At 66.2% G+C, this 14,890-nt stretch carries 13 protein-coding genes; all 13 read left to right on the forward strand.

What is annotated here, in order from left to right; translation table 11 throughout:
* Positions 1-308: 308 nt before the first annotated feature.
* Positions 309-3,056 (forward strand): DUF2339 domain-containing protein, encoded by a 2,748-nt coding sequence (locus JSV65_13175; GenBank protein UCH33512.1) that lies wholly within the window; start codon positions 309-311, stop codon positions 3,054-3,056.
* A complete protein-coding gene (locus JSV65_13180) occupies positions 3,053-4,282 on the forward strand; it encodes a DUF3999 family protein (GenBank protein UCH33513.1) in 1,230 nt (409 codons plus the stop codon). Before JSV65_13175 ends, JSV65_13180 begins: the two co-directional genes overlap by 4 nt.
* A gap of 111 nt (positions 4,283-4,393) precedes the next feature.
* Positions 4,394-5,323, forward strand: coding sequence for a sugar phosphate isomerase/epimerase (locus tag JSV65_13185; GenBank protein UCH33514.1), 930 nt, complete (start codon positions 4,394-4,396; stop codon positions 5,321-5,323).
* A 155-nt stretch (positions 5,324-5,478) separates the two neighbouring features.
* The gene (locus tag JSV65_13190; GenBank protein ID UCH33515.1) at positions 5,479-6,000 is read left to right on the forward strand and encodes a DUF177 domain-containing protein; all 522 of its coding nucleotides are present in this window, start codon (positions 5,479-5,481) and stop codon (positions 5,998-6,000) included.
* A gap of 13 nt (positions 6,001-6,013) precedes the next feature.
* Complete coding sequence (gene rpmF / locus JSV65_13195; GenBank protein UCH33516.1) at positions 6,014-6,208, forward strand: 50S ribosomal protein L32; 195 nt, start codon at positions 6,014-6,016, stop codon at positions 6,206-6,208.
* A 165-nt stretch (positions 6,209-6,373) separates the two neighbouring features.
* Entirely contained in the window at positions 6,374-7,399 is a 1,026-nt protein-coding gene (gene plsX / locus JSV65_13200; protein UCH36778.1) for a phosphate acyltransferase PlsX, read from the forward strand.
* Positions 7,396-8,388 (forward strand): ketoacyl-ACP synthase III, encoded by a 993-nt coding sequence (locus JSV65_13205; GenBank protein UCH33517.1) that lies wholly within the window; start codon positions 7,396-7,398, stop codon positions 8,386-8,388. Before plsX ends, JSV65_13205 begins: the two co-directional genes overlap by 4 nt.
* 17 nt (positions 8,389-8,405) lie before the next feature.
* Positions 8,406-9,329: an ACP S-malonyltransferase gene (locus JSV65_13210; GenBank protein UCH33518.1), complete on the forward strand. Its 924-nt coding sequence runs from the start codon at positions 8,406-8,408 to the stop codon at positions 9,327-9,329.
* Between the two features lie 18 nt (positions 9,330-9,347).
* On the forward strand, positions 9,348-10,097 hold the full coding sequence (fabG, locus tag JSV65_13215; protein ID UCH36779.1) for a 3-oxoacyl-[acyl-carrier-protein] reductase: 750 nt from the start codon (positions 9,348-9,350) through the stop codon (positions 10,095-10,097).
* A 134-nt stretch (positions 10,098-10,231) separates the two neighbouring features.
* A complete protein-coding gene (locus tag JSV65_13220; protein UCH36780.1) occupies positions 10,232-10,570 on the forward strand; it encodes an acyl carrier protein in 339 nt (112 codons plus the stop codon).
* A 44-nt stretch (positions 10,571-10,614) separates the two neighbouring features.
* Complete coding sequence (gene fabF, locus JSV65_13225; protein UCH33519.1) at positions 10,615-11,844, forward strand: beta-ketoacyl-ACP synthase II; 1,230 nt, start codon at positions 10,615-10,617, stop codon at positions 11,842-11,844.
* A 269-nt stretch (positions 11,845-12,113) separates the two neighbouring features.
* On the forward strand, positions 12,114-12,941 hold the full coding sequence (locus JSV65_13230) for a hypothetical protein (GenBank protein ID UCH33520.1): 828 nt from the start codon (positions 12,114-12,116) through the stop codon (positions 12,939-12,941).
* A 157-nt stretch (positions 12,942-13,098) separates the two neighbouring features.
* On the forward strand, positions 13,099-14,890 hold a 1,792-nt coding region (locus JSV65_13235; protein UCH33521.1), incomplete at its 3' end, for a hypothetical protein.

The following is a 14,890-nucleotide window of genomic DNA, read 5'->3' on the forward strand; positions in this document are numbered from 1 at the left end:
TGTACGAGTACGGCGTCCTTCTGGCGTTGCTCGTGCTCGCGGCGATCGTTGCCTTCCCGATCTATGTACTCCACCGGCTGTCAGAGCTTGACCGGCAAATTCGGGAGCTAAAGCGTCAATCTGGTCAGCCGCCGCCACCCCCAGAGCCTGTGACGGAAGAGCGCGTCCCTCCGGCGCCCCCGATTCCGGCGGAACTGCCGCGGCCAAAGCCGCCTGTCCCCGAGCACATCACTCGCGTCCCCGCCGCCGCTCAACCGGCTGAATCAGTTGCGCCGTCGCCCCCTTGGCCATCGGTCCCGCAGGCGCCGGTGCCACAGCCGCCAACGCCGCCACCACCGCCGCCACCCGCAGCGCCATCGCGTCCGACGGTTCCGCGCCCGGACCTGGAATCGCTCCTCGGCGCGAACTGGCTGAGCAAGCTCGGCGTCATTGCCATCGCAATCGCAACCGCCTTCTTCCTCAAGTACGCGTTCGATTCCGGGTGGATCGGGCCGACGGCGCGCATCGCCATCGGACTCGTAGCTTCGTTCGCCTTACTCGGCCTCGGGCAGTTCCTGTTGACCAAGCCGCGCTACCGCGCGTACGCGCAGGTCCTGATGTCAGGCGGGATCATCATCTTCTTCCTCTCCGTGTACGCCGCCTATGCCCTGTATCACCTCATGGGCTTTTCGATGGCGTTCGCGCTGCTGACTCTTGCAGCCGTTGCCGCATCCGCTGTGGCCGCGGCGAACAACACGGAGGGTGTGGCGCTGCTGTGCATCGCCGGCGCGTTCGCGACTCCGGTGCTCATCCGCCAGGATGCCGCTGCGTCGAGCGACCTCGTCCGACTCTATGCGTACCTGGCCGGGCTCAACGTGTGGAGCGTGATCCTGGCGAGGTATCGCCCGTGGCGGTCGCTCACGGCCCTGTCATTCGGCGCGACGTGGCTCCTCTTCTTCGGGGCGGGCAAATTGCACGGGCCAAACTACCTCACGGTCGAGGCGTTCGCCGTCGCCTTCCTGTTCTTTGCCTGCTACAGCGGAATTGGCACCATGAGGGCAGAGCGTGAGCCGGCGCCGGAGATGCAGCGCGTCGGCGTTGCGCTCATTCTGGCGGCATGCGTCGCTTTCGCGGTGGCGAGCGCGCTGATCCTCGCCGACGAGCAAGCGCTTGGATTGCCGGCGCTCGTATGCGCCGGTGTGCTCGTCGCGGCGTTGCTGGCCGGCCTAGCCGCGGCGCTGCCCAGCCTCGGTGTTGAGGACAGCGCGGTGCGCCAAGCTTTCCGGTATCTGTCGGCGGCGGCGCTCGCACTGCTCATCGGGGTCAGCGTGTTGCAGGCGCCACCGGTGACACGCGCACAGGCGCCAAGCGCCTTCTTGTTCGGTGTTTTTGTCTATCTCATCTTTCTCGGTGTTTCCTTGCGTATGCGGCGCGCCGGTGAGCCGGAAGCGCCGGCGATCGTCATGCTCGCGGCAGATGTCGCGGTGCATATTGCAGTGGCCTTCCGCTGCCTCGCGCCGCTGAGAGTCTGGGGCGCTGAAGCGGCGCCGCTGTGGCTCCCCATCGCGGGCTGGGTGACGCTCGGCGCGTTGTGGATTGCGGCGCGGCAGGAGCACGAGAAACGCAAGTTCCCGGTCGCGGTGATGCTCTGCGCGCTGGCGCTGCCGCTGATGGCGCTCGTACGCGCGTTGGAGATAACCGCGCCGTGGCCGGCGGCGGCGGGACTCGCGTTGTTCTTCGGGGAGTTCCTGCTGGTATCCGGGACGTGGGTGGCGCTGCGCCGTTTCACGGCCGTGCCCGCTCTTCGCGGTGACCTCCTTGCTGCGTTCGTCAACGCGGCGGTGTTCTTTGGCCTGATCGCCGTGGCGACGAAGCTGCGCGCATTCGAGGGTCTCGTCCTGCTGTGCGGCGGCGCGCTCGCGTTCGCGGCGTATCACGCGTTCATCGGCGGCATGATCCTCCGCCGCGGGCAAGAGGGCCCGCTGCTTCGTTTCGTTTACCTCGGGCTTGCGCTGACCTTCGCGACTATCGCGATCCCGCTTCAGTTGCGCGCCGGCTATATCACGCTCGCGTGGGCCGTAGAGAGCGCGATCCTCGTGTGGACCGGCCTCAACGTCGGTGACACGCGGGTGCGCTGGTACGGTATCGCGCTGCTGGCGGTCACCGCAGGGAAGGCGCTGTTTCTGGACGCACCGATAGGCCCGGACCCGTTTCGCCTGCTCCTCAACAGCCGCATGCTGTCGGGCGCCTCCGCCGCGGCGGCGGCCTATGTTTCCGCGTGGCTCCTGTGGCGCGCGCGCGCCGACATAACTGGCGATGAGCGCCCCGTGCCGGCGCTCCTGGCGTTGCTCGCCAACACGCTCACTCTCATCTTCATCAGCCTCGACCTATGGGATCACTTCGGACGCGCCTTGCCGGTTGCCGCCGCGCGCAGCGCCCAGCAGCTCGCGTTGACCTTCTTCTGGAGCGTTTACGCCGTGGCGTTGATCCGGATCGGCGTCGCCATCCGTGACCGGCGCGTGCGTTGGGGTGGGATCATCTTGCTCTCCATCGCGGCGACCAAGTCGTTGTTCTTCGACCTTGCCGGCCATCCGGCGCCGTTCCGATTGCTTCTGAATGACCGGCTGCTCTCCGGCGCCGCCGTGGTCGCTGCCGCATACGTTTCGACCTGGTTGCTGCAACGCGAACGGGAGAACCTCACGCCCGATGAACGCGTGCTGCCCACCGCTCTTGCGTTCATCGCCAGCCTTTTCACGCTGATCTTCGTCAGCCTCGACCTGTGGGATTACTTCGGCCGCGCGGAGGCATTCGCGGAACGGCGCAGCGCGCAGCAGCTTGCGCTCTCCATTTTCTGGAGCGTCTACGCCCTCGCCGTGATGTCCGTTGGCATTTGGCGCCGCGTGCGGCCAGTTCGCCTGTTCGCGATGGCACTGCTGTACGTTTCGATCTTCAAGGTCTTCGCGTTCGACCTCGGTTTCCTCGAACAACCCTATCGCATCGTGTCCTTCTTTGGGTTAGGTGTGATACTTCTCGTGGTGAGCCTGCTCTATACGCGCTTCGAGGAGCGACTGAAGTGAAGAGAATCCTGGCTGTGACGCTGCTGCTCGCGACCGCGCCGGGCTGGGCGGACTTGACGCGTGCGGATTGGCGCGTCTCACGACCGATCGTGCTGCCGGACATCGCCGCGCCCCAACTGGTATATCTCCCTTTGGGCGAGAAGGCTTTGGCGCTGCGGTCATTGTCGGAGTATCGGATCGTGCGCGACGGCGGCGTCGAGGTGCCGTACCGGATGTTTACCGAGAGCGGTCAGAGCGAGATCAAAGTTCTCCCGGTTCGGTTGATCTCACAGGGGATGCGCGCTGAGCGGTGGCTTCAGGCAACGGTGGATGTGGGCCCGCAGGCGGCCGCGATAAACCAGGTTGAACTGCGGCTAGACGGAGACAACTTCCGCGGCCGCGTGCGTGTGGAGGGCAGCCATGACCGCGACCGATGGTGGCTGGTGCAAGGCAAACGGCTCGTGTACCGCCATGAGGCCCGCTTCGAGCAGACGACGGTGCCGCTGCCGCCCCATGACTATCGCTACCTGCGCGTCACGTTCGACCTGCTGCAAGGACGCCTGCCCACACTGCAAGACGTGCGTGTCGGCAGCGTTCTCACCATCCCGCGCACATTGATCGCGGTGGATGCTAAGCTGTCGCGCCGGGAGGATACGAAAAGGCGTCGCACCGTGATTGAGTTGCGCATGTTGCACCCGACTCGCGACCTCGCGCAAGCGCGGTTCACAGTCCAGGACCCGGCCTTCGACCGCCCAGTGACGATTGAATCCGCTGTGGACAAGGGGGCGTATCGCGGGGAGGGCTCGGGAGTTCTGCGTCGGCTCGAGGCGGGCGAACCGGTGGCGTTGGATCTTCAGATACCACGAGCGCGTCGGGTGCGTCTCGCCATCTCGAATGGCAACGATCGCCCGCTTGCGATTACGGCGGTGACGCTGCTGCGCGTTCGCCGCGGGCTCGTGTTGCAGGCCGAGCCCGCGGCGACGTATGAGCTGTGGTACGGGCGCCCGGGTGTGCCGGAGCCTGTGTACGACATCCAGCGGCTGCCGCTCACGACGCCGCCGTCAAAGCTCCCGTTGGCCGCATTGGGCCCGGAGCACAGGCTGCCGCCGAAACCTCCGCCCCCGCCGCCGTGGAGTGAACGCCATCCCGCATTGCTCTGGAGCGCTTTGTTGGCGGTCGTTACTCTCCTCGCGATCCTCGTCGTACGCGCGATGCGCGGCGCGAAGGGAGCGCCGCCTCAGCCATGAGGGTCTGTGCAGCAACAGCGCGGTGCTATTGACACGCCGGCGGCGCAACCGGTAATATACGATATCCGTTCAACAGCTTTCTGGACGGCATCCCACACGCCGGGCGGGTCCATGCTTCGTCCCTGTGTTTTCACCGACGAGATATCGCAAGATCTCGAGCATGCTCTTGACGTCGCCGAGGAGTTCGGCGTCCGCGCGGTCGAACTCAGGGGCGTGTGGGACGAGAGTATCGTCGAGCAGCCTGATGAAGAGGTGGCGCGAATCCGCGACATCCTTGTCGCACGCGGCTTCACGGTCGCCTCAATCGCAACCGGTTTCTACAAGTGCGACCTGCCGGGCTTCCCGGCGCGCGAGGGGGTGGACGAGCAGGCGGCGGCGGCGACGGTTGAGCAGCACGTAGCGATGCTCCGGCGGGCCGTGGAGTTGTGCCGGGTGCTCGATGCGCCGGTGATCCGCGGATTCGCTTTCTGGCGCCCGGCGCACGTGCCGGTGGGAATCGAGCGCGACGCGTCGGGCCCGAGCAACAAGCACTTGCGCGAGGCCGACGTCCCGCGTGAGGCCTGGACGCGCATGGTGGCCGCATTCGAGGAACCGGTGCGCATCATCGAATCGGCGGGTGTGGTGTTCGGACTCGAAAATGAACACGCGTGCGGCGTGGGCCGCGGCGATGAGACTGCCCGGTTCATCGAGGATCTCGGCTCGCCGAGCCTGCGCGTGGCATGGGATCCCGGGAATGCGTTTTTCTCTGGCGAGGTGCCGTATCCAGACGGCTACGACCACATCCGGCCGTATGTCGCGCATGTCCATGTCAAGGACGCCGCTGTGGAGCCGGACACGGGCAAGGCGCGCTGGGTGGTAATGGGCACCGGCGAGATTGACTGGCCACGCCAGTTCCGCGCGCTTATCGAAGGCGGATACGAGGGCGCGGTGTCGCTGGAAACGCACTACACGCCAGCGGGCGGGACGCGCGAAGACGGCAGTCGCCTATGCATGGCCGCGATGATGGACATGCTGCGCGACGCCGGGTGGCACCCGGATTAGGCCGATTGCCCGCGATGAGCTCAGACGTCGCGTATGGCGCTCGCCCCAGGTGTCGTGCGCAATCCTGACTCCTCCGGAATGCGGTTCTTGAGCGCGGTTCGCCCGGCATGGAGCGCTGCGTCAATGCAAGAACCACGTTCGTGCAGGCTGGTGATATGAAAATCGATCTCACCGACATAGCGCGAACGCCGGGCGCGCACGCTACACATCATTTCGAGGAAGCGTTGGCTCGCGACCCCGATGTCGACCTGGTCGAGCCCGCGCGGGGCAGCTTCTCGGTCACCAATACGGGCCGACTGCTGGTCTTGCGCGGGGCGATGACCGCGGCGGTCCGTCTGGAATGCGCCCGGTGCTGCGGGCCGGCCGTGGTGGCGCTGGATATACCGCTGAGCGAGGAGTTCAGCGCGCGGCCCGCTGCGGAATCGATCGAAGAGCAAACCATAGATGTCGAGGAGCCCGACCGAGCAGCGTTCCACGAGAACATCTTGGATCTAACCGAACTCGTGCGACAGAACGTTGTCATCAACCTGCCGCTGCAGCCGCTGTGTCGCGAGGGGTGCGCAGGAGTGTGCTCGCGCTGCGGCAGCGATCTCAACACGGGCACGTGCACCTGCCCGCCAGAGGAGCCGCACGGGCCGCTCGCCGAACTGAAGACGCTCATCGAACGTCCGGACTAAGGAGGGAACCAACTTGGCTCTGCCCAAGCGAAAGATCTCGAAGAGCCGCCGTGACAACAGGCGCGCGAACTGGAAGCTGACGCCGCCGAACTTCAGCAGATGCCCCCAGTGCCACGAATACCGAATGCCGCACCAAGCATGTCCGTCCTGCGGCTACTACTCCGGCCGCGCCGCCGTGCAGGTGAAGGAACGCAAGTCGCAGAAGTAACGCGCGATACGCGACGCCGTTTAGTTGCGCCTCGTGGCGGGATGCGAGGGCTGGCGGGGGAGTGGACAGGCGTGTTTGTCTCGAGCGAGCTATCGGCGAACCGATTGCGGACGCGAACTCTGAAGGAAAGGTGGCGAGTTGGGGACGAGAATAGCCATTGATGCCATGGGAGGTGATCACGCGCCGGCGGCGATCGTCGAGGCGGCAGTTCTCGCGACGCGCGATCTCGGTGTCTCTGTGGCGCTGGTGGGGGACGAACAGAGCGTGCGGGCAGAACTTGGCAAGTATGCCCCGCCACCCGGCAGTGTCGAAATTGTCCACGCGTCCCAGATTATCGAGATGCACGAATCGCCGAGCGCGGCCCTACGCGGTAAGCTCGACGCCTCGATGACGGTAGCGGCCAGGATCGTCGCCGATGGCAAGGCCGACGCCGTCGTGTCCGCGGGCAATTCGGGAGCCTTTATGGGTGCTGCCCTCTTGAACCTGGGCACCATCGAAGGCGTCTCACGTCCCGCCATCGCCACCGTCCTGCCCAGCACAGACGGCAGCGTCGTGCTCCTCGACGCCGGGGCGAACTGCGATTGCCGGCCCAAGCACCTCGTGCAATTCGCCTGCATGGGCGATGTCTACGCTCGTCGGGTGCTCCACGTAGACAACCCACGCATCGCGCTGCTCAACATCGGCGAGGAGCCGTCCAAGGGCAATGAGTTGACGAAGAGCGTGCACGAGGCGTTGAGCGCCACGGATCTGAACTTCATCGGCAACGTTGAGGGTACCGGGCTGATGAACGGCGGCGCGGACGTTGTGGTGTGCGATGGCTTCATCGGCAACATCGCGCTTAAACTGGGGGAGGGGTGGGCCGACCTTTTCGTCACCCTGCTCATGCAAGAACTGGCGCAGCTTCCGCCGACGATCCGAGACAGCGAGAGCTTCTCGTCGGCGCTCGAGGGCTTGCGACGCCGGCTCGACTACGCCGAGTACGGCGGCGCTCTGCTCCTGGGTGTCAAGCACGTCGTTGTCATCAGCCACGGGCGCTCGACGGCAAAAGCCGTGGTGAGCGCCATCCGCGTGGCCAAAGAATCAGTCGAGAACCGCGTCGTCGAGGGCGTCGCGTCCTGCCTGCGTGACCGCAACGTTGCAGCACGAGCCGAAGCAGCGAATACAGCCCGGGAGGATTCTCGCAGCAATTGACCACTACCATCCGTTCCGTCGGGATCACCGGCGTGTCCCTCTGCGTTCCCCCGCGGATCCTCACCAACCTCGACCTCGAGCGCATGGTGGACACCTCGGACGAATGGATTCGCACGCGCACAGGCATCGCCGAAAGGCGCGTCGCGGATCCGGAGGTCGCGACCTCCGATCTCGCGCTCGGGGCGGCGCGCGGGGCACTGGAGCGCGCGCGCCTTCAGCCCGAGGAACTCGATCTCGTCATCGTTGCGACGGTTACGCCGGACATGCAGTTCCCGGCGACCGCTTGCATCGTCCAGGACAAGCTCGGGGCCGCCCGCGCTGCCGCGTTTGACTTGGAGGCGGGCTGCACGGGCTTCGTGTACGGGGTCAGCCTTGCGAGCCAGGCGATCGCCACAGGCGGGGTCGCCAACGCTCTCGTCATCGGCGCGGAAGTGCTCACGCGTCTTGTGGACTGGACCGACCGCAGCACGTGCGTCATCCCCGGCGACGGGGCGGGAGCCGGCATCTTGCAGCCCGTGGAGGAGGGCCGAGGCGTCCTTTCCTTCGTGCTCCGCGCGGACGGGTCGGGCGGCGACGCGCTCAAGATGCCCGCTGGCGGGTCTCGCGTCCCTACCACTGCAGAGACGGTGGAGCAAGGGCTGCATTACGCCCGCATGGACGGCAACGAAATCTTCCGCTTCGCGGTGCAGGTGGTTGAAGAGGTGGCCGTCGAATGCCTGGCGAAAGCGGGGTTGACCCTGGCGGACGTGGATCTCATCATCCCGCACCAGGCCAACGTTCGGATCATCGAGGCGTGCGCCAAGCGGATGAACGTGCCGCAGGAGAAATGGGTCTGCAATGTTGATCGTTACGGCAACACGTCGGCGGCCTCGATCCCGATGGCGCTGGCGGAGACCGTCGAGGCGGGCAGGCTGACGCAGGGCCAGCTCGTGCTGCTGGTCGGCTTCGGCGCGGGACTGACGTACGGCGCTGTGGCGATGCGGTGGTAAGCGGGGACGGGGGAGTGATGCGCGAGGGGCCGGCGTTTCTTTTCCCCGGTCAGGGCTCGCAGCGGCCCGGCATGGGGCGCGACGTTTACGAGAGGTGGGAGGCGGCGCGCGCGGTATTTGACGAGGTGTCGCAGGCGGCCGGTTTCGACGTCGCCGCGGCGTGCTTCGAGGAGTCCGGGCAGACTCTCGAATCCACTGCGGCGGTCCAGCCGGCGATGCTCGCGGTAGAGCTAGGCTGTGCAGCGGTGCTAGATGAGGCGGGGGTGGAGCCGGCGGCGGCTGCAGGGCACAGCCTGGGCGAATTCGCCGCGTGGACCGTGTGCGGCGCGATGACGCGAGCGGATGTCGCCAGTCTCGTCGCGCTGCGCGGCCGCGCAATGGAGGAAGCGGCGCAGCGCCGTCCCGGTGCGATGGCGGCGATCCTCGGGCTCGAGCACGCCGATGTCGAGGCCGTGTGCGCTGACGCATCCGGCGCGGGCGTCGTCGTACTCGCGAACTTCAACTGCCCGGGGCAGGTCGTAATCTCGGGCGACCGCGCGGCGGTGCAGGAGGCGATCCGCCTCGCCGCGCGGCGAGGCGGGAAGGCGCGCGCGCTCCCCGTCGCGGGGGCGTTCCACTCGCCGCTTATGGCGCCGGCAGCCGAGAGGTTTGCCGAGGCCCTTGGCGAAGTCAAGGTCTTCGATCCGGCGCCGCCTGCGGCGGCCAATGCAACCGGCGACTGGGTGCGAAGCGCGGCGGAAGTCAGGGCGGCTGCTGCCGCCCAGATGACCAGCCCGGTGCTGTGGGAGAATTGCGTCGGCAGGCTGCTGGATCAAGGCATCCGCAGGTTCTATGAGGTGGGGCCTGGTAACGTCCTGGCCGGGCTGATGCGCAGGATAGAGCCTGGGGCGGAAGTGATTCCGGCCGGGGACGACGAATCCCTGCGGCGCATCACGGGGTAGTTGGTGAGCGAGTCTCGCATAACTGATCTTTCCGGCAAGATAGCACTGGTCACCGGCGCGCGGCGCGGCCTGGGCAGAGCCATTGCGCTGGCGATGGCGCGTGCCGGTGCTGACATCGTCGTCAACGATATCCCGGACGGCGCGGCCGAGGCGGAGGCGGTGGCGCAGGAAATCCAAGCTCTAGGGCGAAAAGCGCTGGTCGTCTCGGCCGATGTGTCGGACCCCGCGGCCGTGGACGGGATGGTGCAGCAGGCGGCGGACGGCCGCGAGGGGCTGGACATCCTGGTCAACAACGCGGGCATCATCCGCGATGCACTGCTGTTGCGCATCACCGACGAGGACTGGCAGCGCGTGATCGAGGTCAACTTAACCGGCGCGTTTCTGTGCACGCGCGCGGCGGTGAGGCATATGACGAAGGGGGACGGCGCGATCGTCAACATGAGTTCGGCGGTGGGGCTGACGGGCAACATCGGTCAGGCCAACTACGCCGCATCTAAGGCCGGCATCATCGGCCTCACCAAGAGCTGCGCGCGCGAACTCGCGCAGCGCGGAATTCGCGTCAACGCCATTGCGCCGGGCTTCATCGAGACCGACATGACGAGCCGCCTGCCGACACATCTGCGCGAGCGAGCGTTGTCGCACGTGCCACTCGCGCGATTCGGCTTTCCCGAGGAAGTGGCGGCCGTAGCGACCTTTCTGGCATCGCCGGCTGCCTCCTATGTCACCGGTCAGGTCATCTCGGTGGATGGCGGACTAGTCACCGCGTAGGGGGCGGTTCCCGATGCGGCGGATTGATGCTGTTGTGGTGTTGCCGCAGGGCTGCCCAACCGGGGAATTATGCTGCAGAACCCCGCCGCGGAGCAGTCTCGATGGCGCGGCTCTGGAGCGGCTCAAATGGCCGCATGGGTGATTCCCGAAACTGCGTAAGTGAAGAGAGCGCAGACGCGTCGGCATTAACGGCGCCCCAGGAGGTGGGTTTCGTGCAAGAAGAAGTCTTCGCCAAGGTGAAGAAGCTGGTGGCCGAGGAATTGAACGTTGACGAAAGCGAGGTCACGCCCGAAGCAACGTTCCAGGATGACCTCGGCGCCGACTCTCTGGCCTTGGTCGAGCTGATCATGGCGTTCGAGGAGAAGTTCGAGATCGAGAACATCCCGGACGAGGACGCCGAACTGATCAGGACCGTGCAGGACGCGGTAAACTACATCGTGCGGCGCAAGCAGGCCGAAGCAAGCGCCGCCTGACAATCCGCCGTGCGCTCCCCACGAGCGCAGCGGGGCGGCGCAGCATGCGCAGGCGAGTGGTCATAACGGGGCTGGGCGCGGTGACGCCGGTGGGGATCGGCGTCGAGCCCTTCTGGCAATCCTTGGTTGGTGGACGATCCGGCATTGCGCCCATCGAGGCGTTCGATGTCTCGGGTTACCCGACGAGGTTCGCGGGGGAGGTGCGCGACTTCGATGCGCTCCAGTTCATGGAGCGCAAGGTCGCGAAGCGCATGGATCGCTACTGTCAGTTCGCGGTGGCCGCTTCGCGCATCGCGCTCGAGGACTCGAAGCTGGACGTCGGCGCGCGCTCGGAGCGGGTTGGCGTCATCCTCGGCACCGGTATCGGCGGCACCTGGACCTGGGAGCAGCAGCACAGCGTCCTGCGCGATAAAGGGCCCCATCGCGTCAGCCCATTCTTCATCCCCATGCTCATCAGCGACATGGCATCGGGGCAGGTGGCCATCATGTTCGGCGCCCGCGGGCCTAACCTTGCGGTGGTCGGCGCCTGCGCCACCAGCACTCATGCCATCGGCGACGCCTACGAGATCATCCGGCGTGGTGACGCCGACGCGATGATCGCCGGCGGTTCGGAGGCCGCGGTAACGCCGCTCGGCCTCGCCGGCTTCTGCGCCATGAGGGCCCTCTCGACGCGCAACGACGACCCCCAGCGCGCCAGTCGCCCCTTCGACAAGGAGCGCGACGGCTTCGTCATGGCTGAAGGAGCGGGAGCCGTCGTCCTCGAGGCGGAGGAGGGGGCGCGCGAGCGCGGCGCGCGCATCTACTGCGAGGTCATCGGTTACGGGTTGACCGCGGACGCCTACCACGTGACGGCTCCGGCTCCCGCGGGCGAAGGCGGCGCTCGCGCGATGGCCACTGCGATTCGCAAGGCGGGCATCCAGCCGCGCGAGGTGGATTACATTAACGCGCACGGCACGTCCACGCAGTTGAACGACAAGCTCGAAACCGACGGCATCAAGAGCTGTTTCGGCGACGCCGCCCGCGAGATTCCGATAAGCTCCACCAAGTCCATGACCGGTCACCTGCTGGGCGCCGCAGGCGCAGTCGAGGCCATTGTGTGCGCCCTCACGATAACGCGCGGCGTCGTCCACCCGACGATCAACTACCAGCATCCGGATCCGGAATGCGACCTCGACTATGTGCCCAACCAAGCGCGTGAGGCGGACGTCAAGATTGCTCTGTCCGCATCGTTCGGCTTCGGCGGACATAATGCAGCGCTGTTGTTTCGTGCGTAGGACGCCGACGCGCCGTGAAGCGGCGCCGGCTTCACTGCGTGAGGCCCGCCCTTGCGTCGCGTCAACTGGCGGTCGCGGCCCCATGACTTGACGGCGCCGGCTGCAAGCGTCGACGCCGGGGCTGAAAGTCGGCGCGCCAGGGCGCGAAGTCGGGCAGGGAAACCAGCGCGGGAAACCGAACTCCATAATCGGACGTCGAAGGAAGCCCGGGTTCGAAGACCGCCAGGCGGCTGAGCGCACAGGTAACTTGGCCGCGGGAGAGATCTCAGATGAAAACGTGCCCTCGATGCGGCGTGGAAAACAAGCGCGAGAAAGCGGCGTGCTGGAACTGTTGGGCGCCGCTTGACGGGCCCGCCGGCGCAGCAGCGGCGCCCAAAGCCGCGACGCGCACGGTCTCGCTGGCCGTGCCATGGACCGCAGTGGCAGTGGTCGCGCTGGTGCTCGCGGCCGCGGCGGGGGCGTACTTCCTGCTCCTTAGGAGCGAACCGGCCGATGTGGCCGAACAGTATCTGCGAGCGGTCAGAAACGGCAACGAGGAGAAACGTGATCGCCTGTCGAGCCGCGACACAAGCGGGCAGAGCGTCCTGCCGCAGCGGTTGATGATTGCGGAATACGAGGTACAACGCGACGGGGTGATCGTCTCGGGCAAGCAGGCGGAGGTGCCCGCGTCGGTGCAGTTGACGCTGGATCCGGCAGTCGGACTGACTCAGCCTATACTTGTGGATCTCGCCGTAAAGCACCTTAAGAAGCATCCGGTGCGCGCAAACATGGTGCTGGCCAAGGAAGGGTTCAGTTGGCGCGTTGACCAGCAGCAGACGCAAATGAGGTTCACGGCAGCCGTCATGCGCGATGTCCCTCCTGCGCTTGCAGGACAGATCGCGGCCGTGTTGACCGGCAGGTTGACGCCCGTCCCGGCGCCGGAGCAGGGCGCGGGCAAGGCGCCACCCCGCGCCAAGGCGGGCCAGGGGCTTGCCAAGCCCGGTGCCGGGGGCCAGCCAGGCATGGGCGAGACCGGGTTGCCCGGTCGCCCCAGCCCCGGCGGCGGAGCGCCGACGAAGCCCGGTGGTTCGGGCGCTGGTCCGGGCAGCGGAGCGTAAGCTCAAGCCGGCGGCGATGACTGAGATGACGCGCCCAGGGGGCGGCGTGACGCGTAAGCCGTGGTCGAATATCGGCGCCCGACGCCGCGCGCTCTCAGGGTCCGGACGTTCGCGACCTGCCGCTTTACCTCCCCCCATAACGCCACGAGGAGCCCACATGGAGAAGACGTACAGGGTTACTGTTGTCCCGGAAACCCACTGGGACCGGGAGTGGTATTCGACATTTCAGGACTTCCGCATTCGCCTCGTTCGCCTTACCGACAAGCTCCTCGACATACTGGATTCCAACCCGCGCTACGACAGCTTCACCTTCGACGGCCAGACGGTCGTCATCGAAGACTACCTCGCCATCCGCCCTGAGAACCGCAAGCGGATCGCCGATTACGTCAAGCAAGGCCGTATGCTGGTCGGCCCGTGGTATGTCCTGCCCGACGAATTCCTGGTCAGCGGCGAGGCGCTCATCCGCAACCTGATGGCGGGTCACATGATCGCCTCTGCGTTCGGGCGTGTGATGAAGGCCGGCTACATCCCCGATCCATTCGGCCATATCGCACAGCTGCCACAGATACTCGCCGGGTTCGGCATCAACTCCGCGCTGTTCATGCGCGGCATGGGCGAGGAGGCGGAACGACTAACCAACGAGTTCTGGTGGGAGGCGCCCGACGGCACGCGGGTGCTTGCGGTTCATCTCCTCACCGGCTACTGCAACTTCTCCGGGTGGGGTTACGAGCGCCCCCCGGGCGGCGGGCGGGTCCTCAACCTCGAGCTCGCATTGTCTCGTGCCCGTCGTGAGGTGGACCGGCACGGGCCGAAAGCTGCAACCCAGCACATCCTGGCCAACAACGGCTGCGATCACGTTGAGCCCCAACCGGAGCTGCCCGATATCATCGAGCACGTCAACCGACACATGGATGACGCCGAGTTCGTGCACGGCACGTACGAGGATTTCGTAAGTGGGGTTCTTGAACAGCAACCGGAGCTCGGCGTGGTGTCCGGCGAACTGCACCAGGGCAAGTACCACCCTCTGCTGTCCGGTACTTTCTCCGCGCGGATGTACCTGAAGCAGGCCAACGAGCGGACGCAGACGTTGCTGGAGCGCTGGGCGGAGCCGGCGTCGGCCCTTGCCTGGCTGTGGGCCAAGTCATACGACGCAGCCTTCCTGTGGGAAGCGTGGAAGTTGTGCCTGCAGAATCACCCCCACGACTCGATCTGCGGATGCAGCATCGACCAGGTGCACCGCGAGATGCTGCCCCGCTTCGAGCAGGCACAGCAGATCGGCGAAGCACTGACCGCCGAAGGGCTGGATTTCGTCGCACAGCGTGCCGATACGCGCCTCGACCCCGAACGCGAGAACGCCCGCGCGCTGGTCGCGTTCAATCCGTTGGGGTGGTCGTGGTCCGGCGTCGTGTGCGCGAAGATGGAGCTGCCCGTGGCGACGAACCGGCTCCCCGATCGCTTCGTCGTGCGCGATGCCTCCGGCGCTGAAGTGCCATGCCAGATCTGCGGCGACCGCGTCGCCGAGCACCGCAGCGGCTTCCCCGCCGGGATGAACGTGCGGGAATTCGAGCTGTGCTTTGCCGCGGATCATCTGCCGGCTTTGGGATACAGGACATACTTCGCAGAGCCTGGGGAGCCCGCGGCTTCCGAGACCGATCTCATCGTCGCCGATGATCGGATGGAGAACGGCCGCGTTGGCGTTCACATCAATTCCAACGGCACGGTGGATATCGAAGACAAGGAAAGCGGGGCCTGGTTCTACGACTGCAACCTCTTCGAGAGCACCGAGGACGTCGGCGATGAATACGACTACTCGTACTCCCTGAACAGCGAAACCTTCACCACGGCCAGCGCTGCGGCCCGCATCGCGTTGATCGAGGCCGGGCCGGTGCGAGCCACCTTCCGCATCGAACTCGACTTTGCGCTTCCTGTCGGTGTAGAGACAGATCGCA

This window comes from Armatimonadota bacterium (genome assembly GCA_020354555.1).
GTDB lineage: Bacteria > Armatimonadota > Hebobacteria.

Bases quoted from the DNA above. Each gene is read 5' to 3' on its own strand.
- JSV65_13185 (UCH33514.1), top strand. From the start codon at position 4,394: ATGCTTCGTCCCTGTGTTTTCACCGACGAGATATCGCAAGATCTCGAG.
- JSV65_13190 (UCH33515.1), top strand. From the start codon at position 5,479: ATGAAAATCGATCTCACCGACATAGCGCGAACGCCGGGCGCGCACGCT.
- plsX (UCH36778.1), top strand. From the start codon at position 6,374: ATGGGAGGTGATCACGCGCCGGCGGCGATCGTCGAGGCGGCAGTTCTC.
- JSV65_13210 (UCH33518.1), top strand. From the start codon at position 8,406: ATGCGCGAGGGGCCGGCGTTTCTTTTCCCCGGTCAGGGCTCGCAGCGG.
- JSV65_13220 (UCH36780.1), top strand. From the start codon at position 10,232: ATGGGTGATTCCCGAAACTGCGTAAGTGAAGAGAGCGCAGACGCGTCG.
- fabF (UCH33519.1), top strand. From the start codon at position 10,615: ATGCGCAGGCGAGTGGTCATAACGGGGCTGGGCGCGGTGACGCCGGTG.
- JSV65_13230 (UCH33520.1), top strand. From the start codon at position 12,114: ATGAAAACGTGCCCTCGATGCGGCGTGGAAAACAAGCGCGAGAAAGCG.